15 protein-coding genes are annotated in these 17,112 nt (G+C 64.9%); 10 read left to right on the forward strand and 5 right to left on the reverse strand.

The features are described 5' to 3' along the window. Positions 1–38: 38 nt before the first annotated feature. The 6 genes from ACL58G_RS22800 to ACL58G_RS22825 all read left to right on the forward strand — a co-directional run bounded on the left by ACL58G_RS22800 (position 39) and on the right by ACL58G_RS22825 (position 4,479). Complete coding sequence (locus ACL58G_RS22800; RefSeq protein ID WP_413346128.1) at positions 39–257, forward strand: hypothetical protein; 219 nt, start codon at positions 39–41, stop codon at positions 255–257. Positions 258–390: 133 nt separating this feature from the next. After that, positions 391–957 (forward strand): hypothetical protein, encoded by a 567-nt coding sequence (locus ACL58G_RS22805; RefSeq protein ID WP_413388274.1) that lies wholly within the window; start codon positions 391–393, stop codon positions 955–957. Between the two features lie 50 nt (positions 958–1,007). Further along, positions 1,008–1,676: a ribonuclease HI family protein gene (locus ACL58G_RS22810; protein ID WP_440963273.1), complete on the forward strand. Its 669-nt coding sequence runs from the start codon at positions 1,008–1,010 to the stop codon at positions 1,674–1,676. Beyond that, positions 1,657–2,337 carry an HD domain-containing protein gene (locus ACL58G_RS22815; RefSeq protein ID WP_413388272.1) on the forward strand — a complete coding sequence of 227 codons (681 nt, stop codon included), beginning with the start codon at positions 1,657–1,659 and terminating at the stop codon, positions 2,335–2,337. The genes ACL58G_RS22810 and ACL58G_RS22815 overlap by 20 nt, the downstream gene beginning before the upstream one ends. 73 nt (positions 2,338–2,410) lie before the next feature. Then, on the forward strand, positions 2,411–3,646 hold the full coding sequence (locus ACL58G_RS22820) for a TCR/Tet family MFS transporter (RefSeq protein ID WP_440963274.1): 1,236 nt from the start codon (positions 2,411–2,413) through the stop codon (positions 3,644–3,646). Further along, positions 3,643–4,479, forward strand: coding sequence for an EamA family transporter (locus tag ACL58G_RS22825; protein ID WP_413388270.1), 837 nt, complete (start codon positions 3,643–3,645; stop codon positions 4,477–4,479). Before ACL58G_RS22820 ends, ACL58G_RS22825 begins: the two co-directional genes overlap by 4 nt. Before the next feature lie 2 nt (positions 4,480–4,481). On the opposite strand, the gene ACL58G_RS22830 is transcribed toward ACL58G_RS22825, so the two are convergent. The 4 genes from ACL58G_RS22830 to ACL58G_RS22845 form a co-directional block, all read right to left on the reverse strand. Then, entirely contained in the window at positions 4,482–5,978 is a 1,497-nt protein-coding gene (locus tag ACL58G_RS22830) for a glycoside hydrolase (protein WP_413388269.1), read from the reverse strand. After that, complete coding sequence (locus ACL58G_RS22835) at positions 5,979–7,481, reverse strand: tryptophan halogenase family protein (protein ID WP_413388268.1); 1,503 nt, start codon at positions 7,479–7,481, stop codon at positions 5,979–5,981. Between the two features lie 92 nt (positions 7,482–7,573). Then, entirely contained in the window at positions 7,574–10,393 is a 2,820-nt protein-coding gene (locus ACL58G_RS22840; RefSeq protein ID WP_413388267.1) for a TonB-dependent receptor, read from the reverse strand. A gap of 315 nt (positions 10,394–10,708) precedes the next feature. Continuing rightward, the gene (locus ACL58G_RS22845; RefSeq protein ID WP_440963275.1) at positions 10,709–12,892 is read right to left on the reverse strand and encodes a TonB-dependent receptor plug domain-containing protein; all 2,184 of its coding nucleotides are present in this window, start codon (positions 12,890–12,892) and stop codon (positions 10,709–10,711) included. A 191-nt stretch (positions 12,893–13,083) separates the two neighbouring features. Here ACL58G_RS22845 and asd point away from each other — a divergent pair, with 191 nt between their 5' ends. Both asd and ACL58G_RS22855 read left to right on the forward strand, forming a co-directional pair. Next, positions 13,084–13,935: an archaetidylserine decarboxylase gene (gene asd / locus ACL58G_RS22850; protein ID WP_413388265.1), complete on the forward strand. Its 852-nt coding sequence runs from the start codon at positions 13,084–13,086 to the stop codon at positions 13,933–13,935. 56 nt (positions 13,936–13,991) lie between these two features. Beyond that, a complete protein-coding gene (locus tag ACL58G_RS22855; protein WP_413340039.1) occupies positions 13,992–14,558 on the forward strand; it encodes a DUF7010 family protein in 567 nt (188 codons plus the stop codon). 3 nt (positions 14,559–14,561) lie between these two features. Here ACL58G_RS22855 and ACL58G_RS22860 read toward each other — a convergent pair whose 3' ends face one another. Continuing rightward, complete coding sequence (locus tag ACL58G_RS22860) at positions 14,562–15,473, reverse strand: LysR family transcriptional regulator (RefSeq protein ID WP_413340037.1); 912 nt, start codon at positions 15,471–15,473, stop codon at positions 14,562–14,564. A 105-nt stretch (positions 15,474–15,578) separates the two neighbouring features. On the opposite strand from ACL58G_RS22860, the gene ACL58G_RS22865 reads away from it, so the two are divergent. Together ACL58G_RS22865 and ACL58G_RS22870 are read left to right on the forward strand one after the other, a co-directional pair. Further along, entirely contained in the window at positions 15,579–16,172 is a 594-nt protein-coding gene (locus ACL58G_RS22865) for an FMN-dependent NADH-azoreductase (protein ID WP_413340035.1), read from the forward strand. A 28-nt stretch (positions 16,173–16,200) separates the two neighbouring features. Further along, a complete protein-coding gene (locus ACL58G_RS22870; protein WP_413388263.1) occupies positions 16,201–17,094 on the forward strand; it encodes a pirin family protein in 894 nt (297 codons plus the stop codon). Positions 17,095–17,112 lie beyond the last annotated feature (18 nt).

Raw genomic sequence — 17,112 nt, forward strand, 5'->3', positions numbered from 1 at the left:
CATCACCCAACCCCGCATCCAACCCCGAGGAGAGCATCATGAACGTCATCAAGCACATGGAAGCCGCCTTCATCGTCGCCCTGAGCCTGGCCGCCGCCGGCAGCATGGCACTCGACAGCGCCAAGCCCGCACAGGCGACCGCACCCGTCCTCGCGACGACCGCCGGCATCCCCGTCGTGCACGTCACCGCCAAGCGCCTGACGCCGGTCGAGAAGCAACAGATGCTGGCGCTGGAACGCGTCCGGAGCCGCGCATGATGTTCGCCGCGGGGACGGTCACCGCCGCCCCCGCACACAATCTGTTTCAAGTGTAAGAGTCTGCTTCAACCGCTGAATCGTTCCGCCCGCCGCGCTATATTGGTCACATCCGAAGTCCGGATTGGAGACCAACATGAAACGCCTCGCACTTGCCACCCTGATCGCCATCGGCGCCGCCGCCGCACCGCTTCCTTCCATGGCTTACAGCAATGTCAGCCTGACCATCAGCACCGCCCCGCCGGCCCCGTTGTACGAACGCGTCCCCGCGCCGCGCCACGGTTATGTGTGGGCACCCGGCCACTGGGAGTGGTCCGGCCACCGCCATACGTGGGCACCGGGCTACTGGGTCGCCGAGCGTCCCGGCTATGTCTACCGCGCACCGGCCTGGTACCAGGGCAATGGCGGCTGGTACATGCAGCCTGCCGCGTGGACGCCATACGGTCCCGACCGCGACCGCGACGGCGTGCCCGACCGCTTCGAACGCCGCTACGACCGCGGCTACGACCGGGGTTCGTACTACAACGACCGGCCGGGCTATCGGGATCGCGACCGCGACGGCATCCCCGACCGCTACGAGCGCCACGGCCGCCGCTGGGACGAAGACCGCGATGGCGTGCCGAACCGCTACGACCGCGACCGCGACGGCGACGGTGTGCCGAACCGCTGGGATCGCCGGCCGGACAATCCCTACCGCCGCTAATCCTGGAAACAGCGCCCCGGCGCTGTTTTTCTTTGTAGTATCCTCTCGGCATGAATGACTTTCCCGACCTGGACCGGATCGCCTACAAGGCCGAGCGCGCGGCCAGCCGCCGCCTGGCGCTGGCCGAAGGGCTGCCCGCCGACCAGGCGCTGCGCCGCACGCTGGAACTGGCGGCCGGCGCCGCCGGCCTCGCCGCCCTCGTCGAGGGGCGCACCGGCATGCTGGCCGCGCAGGCGGCGCGCGATGCGGCCCGCGCCTCCACAAAAGCCGCTGCGGCCTCACGGCGCGATGTGCAGCCAAGCGCATGGCGCGCCTGGTTCGACGGCTCCGCGAAACCGAACCCGGGCCGCTGCGGCATCGGCGTGCGGATCGAAGGCCCGGACGGCCAGCTCATCGAACTCGCCCGGCCGGCCGGCCACGGCAACAGCAGCGAGGCGGAATACCGCGCGCTGATCGCCCTGCTGGAAACGGCCGCCGCCCACGGCGCGCACGAGCTGACCGTCCACGGCGACAGCCGGGTCGTGATCGACGATGTCACCGGCCCCGGCCTGTACGCCGCGCCCGCCCTGGCCGGCTATCGCGCCCGGACGCTGGCGCTGCTGGCCCTCCTGCCCGACGTGCGCCTGCGCTGGGTGCCGCGCCACAAGAACACCGGGGCCGACGCGCTGTCGCAGCGCGCCCTCATTTCCTTAGACTCGAATGCAAGCACTCCATCCTGAACTCGACAGCTGGCGTCCCCGCCTCGTCCAACTGGCCGCACAGGCGGTCGCCGACCAGGGCCCCGACGGCGCCCATGACCTGAACCATGTCGAACGCGTCTGGCGCAATGCGCAGGCGCTGCTGGCGCACCACGACCAGGCCGATCCGCTCGTCGTGCTCGCGGCGTGCTACCTGCACGACCTCGTCAACGTGCCGAAGGACGACCCGCGCCGCAGCATTGCATCCCGCCTGTCGGCCGAACTGGCCACCGAGCGGCTGGCGGCGCTCGGCTTTCCGGCGGACAAGCTTGCGGCCGTCGCCCACGCGATCGAAGCGCACAGCTTTTCCGCCGCCGTCCCCGCGACCACGCTGGAAGCCCGCATCGTGCAGGACGCCGACCGCCTGGACGGCCTCGGCGCCGTCGGCCTCGCGCGCATGTTTTATATCGCGGGCCGCATGGGCAGCGCCCTCGCCCACGGCAGCGATCCGCTTGCGCTGGACCGTCCGCTCGACGACAAATCGTATTCGCTCGACCATATCGACGCGAAGCTGGCGCGCCTGCCGGGCATGATGCAGACCGATGCCGGCCGCCGCCTCGCCGAACAGCGGCTGGCGATCCTGACGGACTTCCGCAGCGCCTTCGCGGCCGAATGGGCAGGCATCCCGCACGTGGCAGCTTGATCGAAAAGCAAGCAGTTGTCTGCCGGGCAATCGGTGCTACCATAGGCGTTTTCCGCATCGTCCCGGAACGCCCATGGCCAAAAGCGCGAACCTGAATTTCGTCCTCATCTGCGTGTTCGTCGACATGCTCGGCATCGGCCTCATCGTGCCGGTGCTGCCGAGCCTCGTGGGCGAATTCGTCGACAATCGCACGCAGCAGGCGCTGTGGTACGGCGTGCTGGGCGCCACGTTCGGGCTGATGCAATTCCTGTTCATGCCGATGGTGGGCGCGCTGTCCGACCGCATCGGCCGCCGCCCCGTGCTGCTGTATTCGATGGGCGGCATGTGCATCAACTTCCTCGCGACCGCCTGGGCGCCCAATCTTGCATGCCTGTTCATCGGGCGCGTGATCGGCGGGGCGTCGTCGGCCAGCATGTCCGTCGCGTCCGCGTACGCATCGGACGTGTCGACGCCGGAAAACCGCGCGAAAAGCTTCGGCAAGATCGGCGCCGCGTTCGGCTTCGGCTTCATCTGCGGACCGATCCTCGGCGGCCTGCTGGGCAATATGGGATTGCACCTGCCGTTCTACGTGGCGGCCGCGCTGTCCGCCGCGAACTTCGTCTACGGCTACTTCGCGGTGCCGGAATCGCTGCCGCGCGAGCGCCGCGCGGCGTTCCAGTGGTCGCGCATCAACCCGTTCACCTCCCTGCTGCGCCTCGTGCGCCGCACGGATATCCGCGGCCTGATCACCGTCTACACGCTCGTCGCCTTCGCCCAGATGATGCTGCAGTCGACGTGGGTGCTGTTCACGACGTTCCGCTTCGACTGGACGCCGCGCGACAACGGCATCGCCCTGTTCTGCGTGGGCGTGTGCTCGATCGTCGTGCAGGCCGGGCTGCTCGCGCCGCTGATCCGGCGCTTCGGCGAAGTGCGGCTGTCGCTGATCGGCCTCGCGTCCGGCGCCGTCACCTACTTCCTGTACGCGATCGCGACGCACGGCTGGATGATGTACGTCTTCATCCTCTGCAACCTGCTGTCGTTCGCCGCGGGACCGGCGCTGCAGGGCATCCTGTCGAAATCGTCGTCCAGCCGCGAACAGGGAGAACTGATGGGCTCCCTGCAATCGATCAGCAGCATCGGCCTGGTCGTCGCGCCGCTCGTCGGCACGCTGCTGCTGGGCGCCGCGAGCGACCTGCCGCCGCAGGACTGGCGCGTGGGCGGGCCGTTCTTCCTGTGCGCCGCCATGCAGGCGGCCGCGCTGCTCGTCGCACACCGCTACTTCCGCCGCCACGGCATTCCCGAGACGGCACCGGCGGCCGAGCAGGCGTGACGCCTTCCGTGCTGTGCGCCGTGCTGGGCGCGGCGTTGCTGCACGCGAGCTGGAACACGCTGCTCAAGCGGCGCGGCGAGCCGCTGCTCGCGACCGTGCTCGTCGTGGCCGGATCGGCCTGCGTCGCCATCGTCCTGCTGCCTTTCCTGCCGGCGCCGGCGCGGGCCAGCTGGCCGTTCATCGCGGCGTCGGGCGTCGTCCAGGCAGCCTACTTCCTGCTGCTCATCGAGACCTACCGCGACGGCCAGGTCAGCCACGCCTACCCGCTGATGCGCGGCTGCGCGCCGCTGCTCGTCGCCATCGTCAACGGGCCGCTGACGGGCGACCGGCTGAGTCCCGGCCAGTGGGTCGCCATGCTGCTGATCTGCGGCGGCGTGCTGGGGCTATGGCTTGCCCCGCGCGCCGCCGGTGCGCGCCGGACAACCGTGTTCGCCCTGCTGACGGCCGGCGTGATCGCGGCCTATACGCTGATCGACGGCCAGGGCGTGCGGCGTTCCGGCGCGCCGGCCGCGTACACGCTATGGATCTTCCTGCTGACGGGCGCCTGGGTGTGCGCCTGGACGGCCCGCGGCCGCGTGGGCGCGCTCGTGGCGTTCGCGCGCGCGCATCCGCTCGTGGCGCCGCTGGGCGGCCTCGCCTCCGTCGGCTCGTACGGCATCGCGCTATGGGCGATGACGCGCGCGCCGGTCGCCGCCGTCGCCGCGCTGCGCGAGACATCGATCCTGTTCGCGACCGCGATCGCCGCCCTCATCCTGCGCGAACCCATCGGCCGCGCACGGCTGGCGGCCGTCACCCTGATCGCGTGCGGCGCGGTCGCGATGCGGCTGGCCTGACCCTATTGTCGAGGCGTCGCAACGACAGTCACCACCGACATGGGCCGCGCATGCACCGACAACCTGGCGCCGCATGATGCGGGTTTCGACGTCGCGAGGCTGTCTTCTGCCTGGGTGATATAGGTCTTGCATGTCATCGTGCCGCGCTTTGCATCCGGCAGCCGGATGTCCAGCATCCGCGACACGATCCCCGGATTGACGGCCACGATGACGACTTCGTGCGTTTCCGGATTTTCGGCCACCAGCGCATCCTGGTTATCGGATTTCAGGAACCGATATCCCGGCCTGATGAATCTCGTAAAATTGGCAAACGCCCAGAATTTCTTGGTGATTTGGTAGTCCGGTCGCTCGAGGTTTGAAAAATCAGTCTTGATCAATCCCCAGTTCGAGCTCTTATTGGGATCGGACGACCTGTTTTCGATGGCTTGCCACAGGACCCAGGCGCGCGGATTCATGCTGTTGATGTCAGTGACGATCTGCTGCGCCAGAGCAATGGCCGGGCGCATGTCGTTGATGTCTTCCCGCACATTGCTGGGCGATAGATCGACTTCCGACATCCATAACCGTTTTCCCGACGTTTCCGCGATGTCCCGCACCCCACTTTTTGCTATCCATTCGTAGGTATGGACGTTGAGTTGCCGGATAACGCTTTTCGCATCGGGTGACAAACCGGCCCAGTCGACGAAAAAAGTCTGGGGATTGGTTTCGTCCGGCCCCGATATTTCCGTCTTCATGCCATATTCGGCCAGCACCTTGGCCAACGCAATGAACATGCGCGATTGCGCTTCCGGCGACCAGTGAGCGCCTTCCTGTTTGTTGGTGGAAAACCAATAAGGCGTATTGGGCTCGTTGACCGGAGACAGGGTCCTGAATCGGATACCGTGGCGTCGCTCGAGCTCCGCCGTGACGCGCGCGAGATATTTGGCAAACTGGGTTTCGAATCCCGGACGAAGGTTGTCCTCCAGCCCATTGACGTTACCGGAAACCAGGCCACTGCGCGTCATGAAATACGGCGGCGAGTTCGAAAACGCCTCCAGGATCAAATCGGGCGGCGCGACCCGCGCCTTGATGGCATCGAGCCACCAGCGCTGCCCGGCATCCGCGGACCAGTCCCAGGCATCGTCGGCGTCCGGATTCCACCCATCCGGCTTGCGCCAGAATCCGGGAATATCGCCACCGGGGCGCAAATACGCTGGTGCCCCGGGCGCATTGCCGCCACCAATATTGTAACGCGCGATATTCAATGCAAGACCGTCCCGCCCATAGAGCAAATCAGCCAACCGGGTGCGCTGCGGCTCGGCGAATTTCCCGGTCACATGGGCAAACCAGGCGAGCGCGGTGCCCCATCCTTCAAACGGCGGCGTCGGATGCCGCCAGTCGACATGGATCACGACGGGAACGGTCGCCGGCTTGTCGCCAGTATGTCCGGCATGGGCGCCGCTTGCCAGGACACCCAATCCGACGACAACCATATACTGCAGTACCTTGCGCAACCTCATTCAGCGATTCTCCATGGTCGAGGCCAGCTTGTGTTCCTTGATGTAGGCGGCGTGATCCGGAAGCCTTGACACGATTTTCTTGAAGTTGCGCTCCAGATTGCTGTACGCATTCGCGAGCATGGCGTCGTCTTGAAGGGCCATCGTAGGCATGTAGGCTCTTGGCCGAATCCCTTGGCCCAACAGGACGGCATGCCACGACGTGCTTTGGAACAGTTCTTCGGCGGCAAGGTTCAGTTGTCCACGCTCACGGAACAGCTCAATTCTTTCCTGGAGACTGTCCGGAATCTGCATGGCTTTCACGTAGCGCCATAATGCCGAGTCGTCACGTTCCGTCGCGTGGTAATGCAGGATGAGGAAGTCCCTGACGTTTTCGACTTCCCGGGTCGCCTCCTTGTTGAAAGCCTGTGCGCACACCGGGGCCAAACCGGCGTCCGGAAAATAGCGGATGAGTCGCTGGATGCTGGATTGAATGAAATGAATACTGGTCGACTCCAGCGGCTCCAGGAATCCGCTGGCAAGCCCGATGGCGACCACGTTCTTCGTCCAGGGCGTCCTGCGCCTTCCTGCCGTGAACTTGATGCGGTTGATCGGCGCCAGCGGCTCCCCCTCCAATCCATCCAGCAGACACCGCTCCGCCGCTTCATCCGTGGCAAATTCGCTCGAATACACCACGCCGTTACCAACGCGATGCTGCAAAGGTATCCGCCACTGCCAGCCGAAAGGTCTGGCGGTGGAAATCGTATAGGGCGTCAGTGCCAGCTTTCGTTCGCAAGGCACCGCACAGGCGCGGTTCATCGGCAGCCAGCGCGACCAGTCTTCATACTCGACACCCAGCTCCTGCCCGAGGAGCATGGCGCGCATGCCGGAGCAGTCGATGAACAAGTCGCCCGGCACGAGCTCGCCCGTCTTGAGCTTCAGGCCTGTGACATGCCCGTTTTCCGGGTCACGCTCCGCCGTCAGCATGTCGCCAATCTTGTGCGACACCCCGCGCGCCAGGCAGACCCCCTTCAAGTATTTCGCATAGCGGCCGGCGTCGAAGTGATAGGCGGACTGGAGGTGCTGCAGCGGATCGCCCGGCCGTTCGGACGCGGGCGCAAATACGTTATGTCGCGCTGCCAACGTGCATAGCGAGAATTCGGAGAAGTCCGAAACCTGCCCTTTCTCCTTCAAACGCAGCCAGTACTGGAAGAAGTAGCCGATGTCGCGCTCCACCCCATACGCGCCGAAAGGGTGGAAATACGTCGAACTGTCGTTGAGCCAGCCGCGAAATTCGATACCGAGTTTGAACGTCGCGCCGGTGGCGCGTATGAACTCGGCTTCATCGATGCCGATCATCTGATGAAACGTGCGGATCGGCGGGATCGTCGCCTCGCCAACGCCCACCGTGCCGATGGCGTCCGATTCCACCAGCACGATCTCGACGGCTTGACCGAACGTGTGGGACAACGCGGCCGCCGTCATCCATCCGGCGGTTCCGCCGCCGAGGATGACAACCTTGGCCATCCATCTATCCTTGACCATCCTGCCCCCTTGTGGATCGCGTTCACAAAAAGCGCGCCGCGGAAAGACCCGCGGCGCGTTCGCTCATATCAGCGTTAGAAGCTTGCCTTCAGGGACACACTATATCGACGATCGTTAAGTTGCCACAACAAACCGCCCGAGGGCCGCTCGACATACGTGTGGTACATCGAGTTCCTCAGATTCACGGCGTCCGCCGACAGCGTGAAGATCTTGTTGATCTGGTAGCTCACCGACGCATCGAGCGATGAATACGGCGCCGCATACTGGTTCGCACCAAACACACCGCTGCCGTTGATCTGGTCGAGGTAGGAGGAACGCCAGTTGTACGCAAGACGCGCTTGCAGCGGTCCCTTTTCATAGAGGCCGATCAGGTTGTAGCTATTCTTCGACAACTTCGGCAAGGGAATGAGGGTTCCGGGCTTGAGCTCGACTTTCGAGTCGACATAGGTGTAGTTGGCCTGGATGCCGAATCCCTTGAACGGGTCGGGAAGGAAATCAAAGAACTGGGTAAAGCCGGCTTCGATGCCTTTTACCGAGCCCTTGCCGAGATTGATGCTGGTGCCGATATCGTAGACGACGCCACCGAAGTTCATCGGTTCGGTGCCGCCGGCCAGGTAACCGTCGATATCCTTCTTGAATAACCCCAGGAACGCCATATTCGACGTGCCCCAATAGTCTTCCAACGTCAGATCGTAGGACGTCGCAGTCATCGGCTTCAGGTACGGATTACCGGAACTGCCCGTCGGGCGGCCGTTGGCGTCGTATTGCGAAGGGATGTTTGGATTCAGCTGGACATGGGCGGCCATGTCGGTAAAGTTTGGCCGCGTCATCGTCTTGCTGTAGCCAAAGCGGACCTGCACATCCTCGTTCAGGTGCAGGCGTGTATTGAGGCTCGGGAGGAAATTCCGGTAGCTGTTATTGAGCGTGGCGGCACGCGACCCGTTGCTGTCCTGGACATAGCCGATCGACGTCTGGTCGGTCTTCACGACGCGAATACCGGCGGTACCGTCGAGTTCGTAACCGAATACGCTGGTACCGAAATCACCCGTGACAAAGAACGACCGCGTCTTTTCGTGTTGCTCGTTGATATCCCCGGGACGGAACGTCGTGTCGAATGTATACGTATTCGGCTTGCCGGCGAATAACTGCGCATACGTCGCGACGGTTCGATCGAGAACGCTCGAGTTGGGATTGGCGTACTCCGGGAACACGGCGACTGGCCAGCCAATACCCGGCTGCATGAAATTGCTGGAAGGCCCAGCGTAGGCGAGATCCGGATGTTGCGCAACCGGAATAAGCGGGCATGCGCCCCAGCTGGGGTTGGTGCCCGTATCGTTACAGACACCGGTATTGTTCCAGTTACCCCGCAACAGCACCTTGGTATCGGCTGCGCGTATGCCGACGTGCAGTTTGGTAAAGAAATGATCGCCGAGGTCATAGTCGAAATCCTGGCTGAGGGCCGACATCTTCAGCTTGTGACGGTCGACCGCATTCGCGAGCCACTCGTAATACCAATTCTTCGGATTGCCGAAATAGGCGTAAGGATTGGCCGGATTGGCTGGATCGACGATAGAAAATGTCGGGATCCGGCCGCGCACGTCGAAAGCCAGGTTCAGGTTGGGGATATTGGCGACACTCCTGCTTTCATTATCGTAAAGCTTGATGGAGTCGCCATTGCGGTCGGCATCGTAGTTGGCACGTTCATACGCGAAGTCGGTCTTCGACTTGAGCCTGTCCGAAATGCGCCACTTGACGTTCACCGCGGACAGGTTCGTGCGATTGCGAACGTCCTGGTCGAACCGGGAGGATGAAAAAATCTGCGGCGACAACGTGCCGCTCGTGGCACTGCCATCAGGTGCCCACGTCCATGTGGAACCTGCCGCTGCGCGCGGGTCGCTGTTCTTGTCGTCGCCGTAGATGTATTCGCCGCGCCGGATGAACGTGTAGTTCGAATAGAGGTTTTGTGCCGTGAGGAGAACGTCGCTGTTCACCTGCCACTGGTAGGCGAGCGCCAGGCCCTGGCGCTTTCGCTCACCCGAGTCCTCGTACATCTCGAAGGAGGTCGGCACATAGAGTTCCGAAAGCGCCCCCTTGTTCGGCATCGAATTGTAGGCCGCGACCTTGGCCGCCGAGGGCGGTTGCGCCGCGTCCGTCGCACATTTCCCAACCGTTGCCGTCAGGCAGTGCTGCTGCTGTTGAAGAACGGCGTCCTGGCGATAATAGGTCTTGCTCGCGGTCGCATTCACCAGGAAGCCCATGCGGCCGAAATCCGTCTTGAACTGGCGGCTCAACAGGCCCGATCCCGCCGGCGAATACTTGCGAATGCGGTCGTAGTAATTGGACTTGAGCGTAATGACGTTGACGTCTTCTTTCGAGTCGAACGGCAGTCGCGTGCGAATGTTGACCACGCCGCCGACACCGCCTTCGATCAGGTTCGACGCCGCGTTCTTGTACACGTCGACGCCGGCCATCAGTTCGGAGGGGAGCCCTTCCAGGTCCGGTGCCCGGCCCCCGTTCGCCGTGAAGAAGTCGCGCCCGTCGATCAGGTTACGGACTTGCGTAATGCCGCGGATCGTGATCGCGGGCTCGGTGCGATGGTCGTAATCGGTGCCACCCTCGCCATAGCGGCGCTGGATCTGGACGCCGGCGACCCGCTGCAGCGACTCGACCGTACTCACGTCCGGCAGCTTGCCGATATCGGTCGCCTGGATCGAGTCGACGATCTGGTTGGCGTCCTGCTTGAGATCGCGCGCCGATTTCAACGCCGCGCGCTGACCGGTGACGATAACGGTGTTCGGGGCGCTCGTGTCCCCGCTTGCACTCGCAACGTTCGTGTCCTGCGCATGCGCGGCAATGGGCCCTGCCACGAGAAGCGCGCAGGCCTGGGCCACCATCGTCTTTCCAATCGTTTTTACATTTCCGTTTCGCACAGCAAATATCTCCTTATAGTAATTTTTGGGCATTGCCTTGTATGCTGCCGGCTCGTATGGATCACATTCCAGCCGGCGGGAATGTCGCGCAAGTCATCGCGCTCGACCACCGGAGCAGCGCGACAACGTTATCGCATAAATACAATGTTACGAGAAAGGATTGCCAACAATCCTATGCGGATTTTGTATGGTGGTATAACGATTGCGGATAGATCGGGATAGGCGTCCGGCCCGGCGTGGCCGGGCCGGTGCGCGATGCTGCGGCGCGTCGGTGCGGGATCAGAACTTCTTTTCGAGCGTCGCGCGCACGCTGCGGTACAGCGGCGTGATGGTGCGCGTCGACTGCGTGCCGTTGCCGGCCAGGACGTAGCTGCTTTCGCTGATATAGTCCTGCGCGAGCAGGTTCGCGGTGGCGACGCGCAGTTGCAGCTTCGGGTCGAATTTCCACAGCGTGTACAGGTCGAGGTCGCGGCGCACGGACTGGTAGCTGATCTGGTTCGCCGAGACGCGCACCTGGCCGCCGTTCTTGAACACGTACGAGCCGCCCACGGTCAGCGGTCCGCGCTTGTAATCGGCACCCAGCGTGGCCGAGACCGGCGTCTGCGCGTCCAGGCGGTTGTTCGGCCCCGGCACGGAGTCGACGGTCGACCAGTTGCGCGACAGGCTCGCGCGCAGGTCGAGCGCCTCTTTCGTGTCGATCAGGGCCTTCAGCGGGAATTTCGCTTCCAGTTCCAGACCGTGGGTACGTGCCTGGCCCGCGTTGGATGGCGTCGACACCCAGCGCGTGCCGTCGAACAGTACCTGGTTGCGCGTGTAGTCGTCGATGCGCCGGCTCGATACGCTCGCCGACAGCAGCGCGCCCTCGGCCCAGTAATGCTCGTACGACGCGTCGATGCCCAGCGCCAGCTCGGGCTTCAGGTTCGGGTTGCCGATGAAATCCGGCTCCGTCTGGCTATTGTTGACGGACGTGAAGCGGTGCGGGATGAGGCTCTGCAGGCCCGGCGCCTTGTACGTGCGCGTGACGGCGAAGCGGACTTGATCCCCCTTCGTGTCGGGCAGCTTGTACAGCGTCTGCATCAGCGGGCTCCACACGGTCGAGCGCGAGTGCGCCGTCGCGAACGTGTTGCCTTCGGTTCTCGTCTGGATGCCTTCCCAGCGCGCGCCCAGGTACACGGACCAGCGCGGCGTCACGTTCCACTCGTCCTGCGTGTAGACCGCCAGCCGGGCGACGTGGGCATTGTAGATTTCGTCGCCGCCGGGCAGCGCGACGTCGGGCCGGAAATAGTCGCGGTCGCGCCGGGCATCGTCGCGCGTCGAATAGCCGCCGTCCCAGCCGAACGCGAGCGCGTGGCCTTGCCAACTGGCGCTTGTGTATTTGCCCATCGAACTGATGCCGCGGTCGGTGCCGGCCGAGAAGATGACCTCGTGCAGCGCTGGGGAGGCCGGGTTGCCGCTGCCCGTGCGATACGTCGCGTTGGCAAGGGCGCCGTACAGCCCGCTCAGCTTGGCGTCCAGCTTGCCGCCGCCCGCGAACTTGTGCACCCAGTTCAGCTCTTCGCGGAAGAAGCGGTTGTCGTTGCTCATCGTCTGGTCCAGCGCGGGATACGCGGCGAGCGGGCCGAGCCGGGTCGTCAAACGCCCCTCGGACGCGTTCTGGAACCGGTTGATGTTGAAGAACGTCTGCGACGTCAGCGTGTCGCCGTTGTCGAAGCTCCAGTTCAGGCGCGGGCTCAGGTTGAAGGCCGTGAACCGGGCGGCGTCGGACTGGCCGCCCAGGCGCAGGCCGTCGAGGCGGCCGGCCGTGTCGAGATGCCGTTCGACGGTCGCCGGCTCGCGCCAGAAGTGCGAGCGCGACAGGTTCGCCGCCAGCGAATACGACAGCTTGCCGGCGCGGTCCGACAGCTGCAGGTTAAAGGACGGATTCGCCACGTCATGCCCGTGGCCATAGCCCGCCTTCAGTTCGCGCTGGGCCGTTTTCACCGTCTTCTTGAGGACGATGTTGATCGTGCCGGCGATCGATTGCGTGGAGAATTCCGCGCTCGCCGCGCGCAGCACTTCGATGCGTTCGATGACGTCCGGCGCCAGCGAATCGATGGAAAACCCGGCCGGCGCGCGCTCGCCGTTGAGCAGCACCTGCGTGTAGCCGGCGCCGAGCCCGCGCATGCGGATCTCGCCGCCCCGTCCGCCACCCGTCCCGCTGACGGTCACGCCCGGCACGCGCTTCAGCACGTCGAGCACGCTCGTGTCGCCGTACTTGACGATCTCGTCGTGATTGACGACGATCTTGCTGGCGGTGTCGTCGCGGCGCGGATCATAGGCGTCGGCCGCGCCTTTGACCTCGACTTGCTGGATCTTGTCGTCCTTGGCGAGCGGTGCCGAAGGTTGTTGGGCGTGGGCGATGCACGGGGCGGCGATGGCGGCGATGGCGGCGGCCAGCAAGGTCAGGCGGAATGGCGTTTTCACGGTATGCATGTCAGAATGGCAAAAGAGACCGGCCGCCATTGTCCGACAGATCGCCGGCCTTTTGTTGCTTTTGCGTAAATATTTTTGATATGCATTGGCGCGCGGCCGGCCCTGCGGGCCGCCCGCCCGTGGTTTTGCCTTAGAGAACATCCGTGCCGCTATAATGGCGCGTCTTCATATCGAGGTTCACCGTGTCCGATCGCCTGAAAGTCCTGCCCCAGTACCTGTTGCCGAAACGGCGCCTCACGACGTTTGCCGGCCGCGTGGCCGGTGCCAATGGCGGCACGGTGACGACGCGGCTGATCCGCTGGTTCGTCGCGAAGTACGGCGTGAACATGCTGGAGGCCGAGAATCCCGACATCACGAGCTACAAGAGTTTCAACGAATTCTTTACCCGTCCGCTGAAAGCCGGCGTGCGTCCGCTGGCCGAGGCCGACTTCGTCTGCCCCGTCGACGGCGCCATCAGCCAGTTCGGCGCGATCGACGATCACCACATCCTGCAGGCCAAGGGCCACCGCTTCACGACGACGGAACTGGTCGGCGGCGACGCGTCCCTCGCCAAGCAGTTCCAGCACGGCTGCTTCGCCAACCTGTACCTGTCGCCGAAGGATTACCACCGCCTGCACATGCCGTGCGACGGCAAGCTGACCCGGATGATCTACGTGCCGGGCGCCCTGTTCTCCGTGAACCCGACGACCGCGCGCGGCGTGCCGAACCTGTTCGCGCGCAACGAGCGCGTCGTGTGCGTGTTCGAATCGCCGGAACACGGCACGTTCGTGCTGGTGCTCGTGGGCGCGACGATCGTCGGCAGCATGGCCACCGTGTGGCACGGCGTCGTGAATCCGACGCGCCTGCAGAAGGTGACGGAGTGGACTTACACGGACCGCGACATCGTCCTGAAAAAGGGCGAAGAGATGGGCCGCTTCCTGCTCGGCTCGACGATCGTCATGCTGTTCCGCCCCGACACGATCCGCTTCAACCCGGACTGGGCGCCGGAACGCGCCGTGCGCCTGGGCGAATTGATGGGCAACCGGCCGGCCTGATTGTACTGACAAGTTTTTCGTGGCAGCATGGACGCCTTATTTCATGGAGGCAAGCCATGCAGGACACCCTTACCGTCGCCGGCGCCCAGCAGGACATGCGCACGGCTTACCTGGGCGGCGCGCCCGGCCTGTTCGTGTCGGGCACCGTGTGGACCATCGCCGGTCTCGTCTGCCTGTGGAAGTCGCCGCGGGACGCCGTCTGGGCCCTGTACGCGGGCGGCGTGCTGATTCATCCCGTGTCGTCCCTGCTGACCCGCCTGCTGGGGCGGTCCGGCAAGCACGCCGCGGGCAATCCGCACGGCATGCTCGCCTTCGCGACGACGATCTGGATGATCATGATGCTCGCCCTCGCCTACGGCATCTCCCTGTGGCGCATCGAGCTGTTCTTCCCCGCGATGCTGTTCGTCATCGGCGGGCGCTACCTGACGTTCGCCACGCTATTCGGCACGAAGCTGTTCTGGGTGTGCGGCGCCGTGCTGGCGCTGGCGGGCTACGGCCTGGCCGCCCTGCATGCGGCGCCGGCGGTGGGCGCGTTCGCCGGCGGCGCCATCGAGATCGTGTTCGGCGCCATCGTGCTGGCCGCCCTGCGCGGGACGAAGGACACGTTGCGCGTATCGGCCTGACGCTTATTCGGACTTGTTCCGGTCCTTGCAAAACACCTCGTCCAGCATATCGAGGAACGCCCGCGTCTTCGCGGGCATCAGCCGGCGGCCCGGGAACACGGCCCAGCCCGTCGAGCCCGGCAAATCCCAGTCCGGCAGCACGCGCACCAGTTCTCCCTTCCTGACGTGCTTGGCCACGATGAAATCCGTGCTCGCCGCGATGCCGGCCCCGCTGCACGCGATCTTCGCCAGCAACTGCGGCGAATTGGCCGTCAGGCGCGCCGTCAACTCCTTTTCCCAACGCACCTTGCCGCGCTGCAGAATCCACGGCACGGCACCGCCGGACCGGCTGAGGATGCACAGCAGGTCATGCTGCAGCAGATCGTCCGGATGCTCGGGCAGGCCCCGCCGCGCGAGGTAGGACGGCGCCGCGTACAGGCCGAACTGCTGGATCGCGACGCGGCGCGCGGCCAGCGTGGAATCCTCGGGCAGGTCGCCCATTCGGATCGCGATGTCGAAGTTTTCCGCGACGAGGTCCACGCGCCGCGGCGACAGGTCGAGTTCCAGCGACACGGCCGGATAGCGGTCCATGAACTGCGGGATCATGTCGGCCATGACGACGTTGGCGAAATCCTGCGGCATCGAGATGCGCAGCTTGCCGCTGGGCGCCGCCTGGCGGTGCTGGGCCAGCGCGCCCGCCGCCTCCACCTCTTCCGCCACCTTGCGCGCGTGCTCCAGCAGGCTCGCGCCGAACTCCGTCAGCATCAGGCGCCGCGTCGTCCGCTGCAGCAGGCGCTCGCCCACGCTCGCCTCCAGCATCGCGATGCGGCGCGATACGGTCGACTTCGGCAAATCGAGGCGCTGCGCGGCCATGCTGAAGCTGCCCGCCTCGACGATACGGGCGAACAGCAGCAGGTCGTTCGGTTCGACGTCCATATGATTGTTCCACTCGTTGAATAATGTTATCCATTCTAACGTCTACCGCACGATATTTGGAACCGTTAAAGTGTCCATATCGAAACGCAAACCAAGGAAGACACCATGAACATCCTGCAGATCAATTCCAGCCTCCGCGGCACCCAATCCGAATCGACCCGCGTGGCCAATGCGATCGTCGCCAAAGTGGCCGCCGCCAATCCGGGCGCGACCGTCACGGTGCGCGACCTGGGCGCGAACCCGCATCCGGTGCTGGACGAAGCGGCGCTGGGCGCCCTGTTCACTCCGGCCGACCAGCGCACCGCCGACCAGGCTGCCCGCGTGGCCCTGGACGACGCGCTGATCGCCGAAGCGCAGGCCGCCGACGTGATCGTGCTCGGCGCCCCAATGTACAACTTCGGCATGCCGATCCAGCTGAAAGCCTGGTTCGACGCCATCGCCCGCGCCGGCGTCACCTTCCGCTACACGGAAAGCGGTCCGGAAGGCCTGCTGAAGAACAAGAAGGTGGTCGTGGCCACGGCGCGCGGCGGCATCTACCCGCTTGACGCCGATCCGCAAGTCCCGCACATCCGCATGCTGCTGAACTTCCTGGGCCTGACGGACCACCAGTTCATCTACTCGGCGGGCCTGGCGATGGGTCCGGAGGCGGCGGCGAAAGGCCAGGCCGAAGCGGACGCCGCGGTCGCAGCACTGGCATAAATCATTAACATTGCGTCGAGGAGAGATCATGACCCAGCAAGTGCAAACCCAGGCCGTGGCCACCAGCCGCGGCGTCGAACGCCTCGTCGGCGGCCAGTTCGTGATGGATGGCGCAGGCGTCAAGATCAACCGCGTCCTGACGCAACCGCTGCAGCGCCGCCTCGACCCGTTCCTGATGCTGGACGCGTTCGGCAGCGACAAGGCCGGCGACTACATCGCCGGCTTCCCGGAGCACCCGCACCGCGGCTTCGAGACCGTCACCTACATGCTGACCGGGAACATGCGCCACCGCGACAGCGCCGGCCATGAAGGCGCGATCACGAACGGCGGCGTGCAGTGGATGACGGCCGGCCGCGGCGTGATCCACTCGGAAATGCCGGAGCAGAACGAAGGCCTGATGGAAGGGTTCCAGCTGTGGCTCAACCTGGCCGCCAGGGACAAGATGAGCGCGCCGTGGTACCGCGACATTCCCGCCGAAGCCGTGCCCCGCTTCACCCTGGACTCGGGCGCGACCGTGCAGGTGATCGCCGGCAGCTCCCACGGCGTCGCCGGCGCCGTGCAGCGCGAGGTGACGGAACCGCTGTACCTGGACATCGAGTTGCCTGCCGGCGCCACGTTCGAGCAGGCGCTGCCGGCCGGGCACAACGCGTTCCTGTACGTGTTCCGGGGCGAGGTCGTCGTCGAGGGTAAAGCCGTGCCGCAGGCCCGCATGGCGATCCTCGACAACGCCAAGGCCGCCGACGGCGTGCGCATCAAGGCGTCGCAACCGTCGCGCCTGCTGCTGATCGCGGGCCGGCCGCTGAACGAGCCGATCGCACAATACGGCCCGTTCGTGATGAACACGCAGGCCGAGGTGTTCCAGGCCGTCGAGGATTTCCGTAACGGGAAATTCACGGACAGCACGGCGGCTTCGGCGGCGTAAGCGCTCGAGCTGGTTTTG

The organism is Massilia sp. GER05, assembly GCF_052056005.1.
Lineage (GTDB): Bacteria > Pseudomonadota > Gammaproteobacteria > Burkholderiales > Burkholderiaceae_D > Telluria > Telluria orientalis.

Coding starts and splice junctions, on each gene's coding strand:
- ACL58G_RS22865 (WP_413340035.1), top strand. CDS start 15,579: ATGAACATCCTGCAGATCAATTCCAGCCTCCGCGGCACCCAATCCGAA.
- ACL58G_RS22820 (WP_440963274.1), top strand. CDS start 2,411: ATGGCCAAAAGCGCGAACCTGAATTTCGTCCTCATCTGCGTGTTCGTC.
- ACL58G_RS22855 (WP_413340039.1), top strand. CDS start 13,992: ATGCAGGACACCCTTACCGTCGCCGGCGCCCAGCAGGACATGCGCACG.
- ACL58G_RS22840 (WP_413388267.1), bottom strand. CDS start 10,393: ATGGTGGCCCAGGCCTGCGCGCTTCTCGTGGCAGGGCCCATTGCCGCG.
- ACL58G_RS22800 (WP_413346128.1), top strand. CDS start 39: ATGAACGTCATCAAGCACATGGAAGCCGCCTTCATCGTCGCCCTGAGC.
- ACL58G_RS22810 (WP_440963273.1), top strand. CDS start 1,008: ATGAATGACTTTCCCGACCTGGACCGGATCGCCTACAAGGCCGAGCGC.
- ACL58G_RS22815 (WP_413388272.1), top strand. CDS start 1,657: ATGCAAGCACTCCATCCTGAACTCGACAGCTGGCGTCCCCGCCTCGTC.
- ACL58G_RS22830 (WP_413388269.1), bottom strand. CDS start 5,978: ATGAGGTTGCGCAAGGTACTGCAGTATATGGTTGTCGTCGGATTGGGT.
- ACL58G_RS22860 (WP_413340037.1), bottom strand. CDS start 15,473: ATGGACGTCGAACCGAACGACCTGCTGCTGTTCGCCCGTATCGTCGAG.
- ACL58G_RS22835 (WP_413388268.1), bottom strand. CDS start 7,481: ATGGCCAAGGTTGTCATCCTCGGCGGCGGAACCGCCGGATGGATGACG.
- ACL58G_RS22870 (WP_413388263.1), top strand. CDS start 16,201: ATGACCCAGCAAGTGCAAACCCAGGCCGTGGCCACCAGCCGCGGCGTC.
- ACL58G_RS22805 (WP_413388274.1), top strand. CDS start 391: ATGAAACGCCTCGCACTTGCCACCCTGATCGCCATCGGCGCCGCCGCC.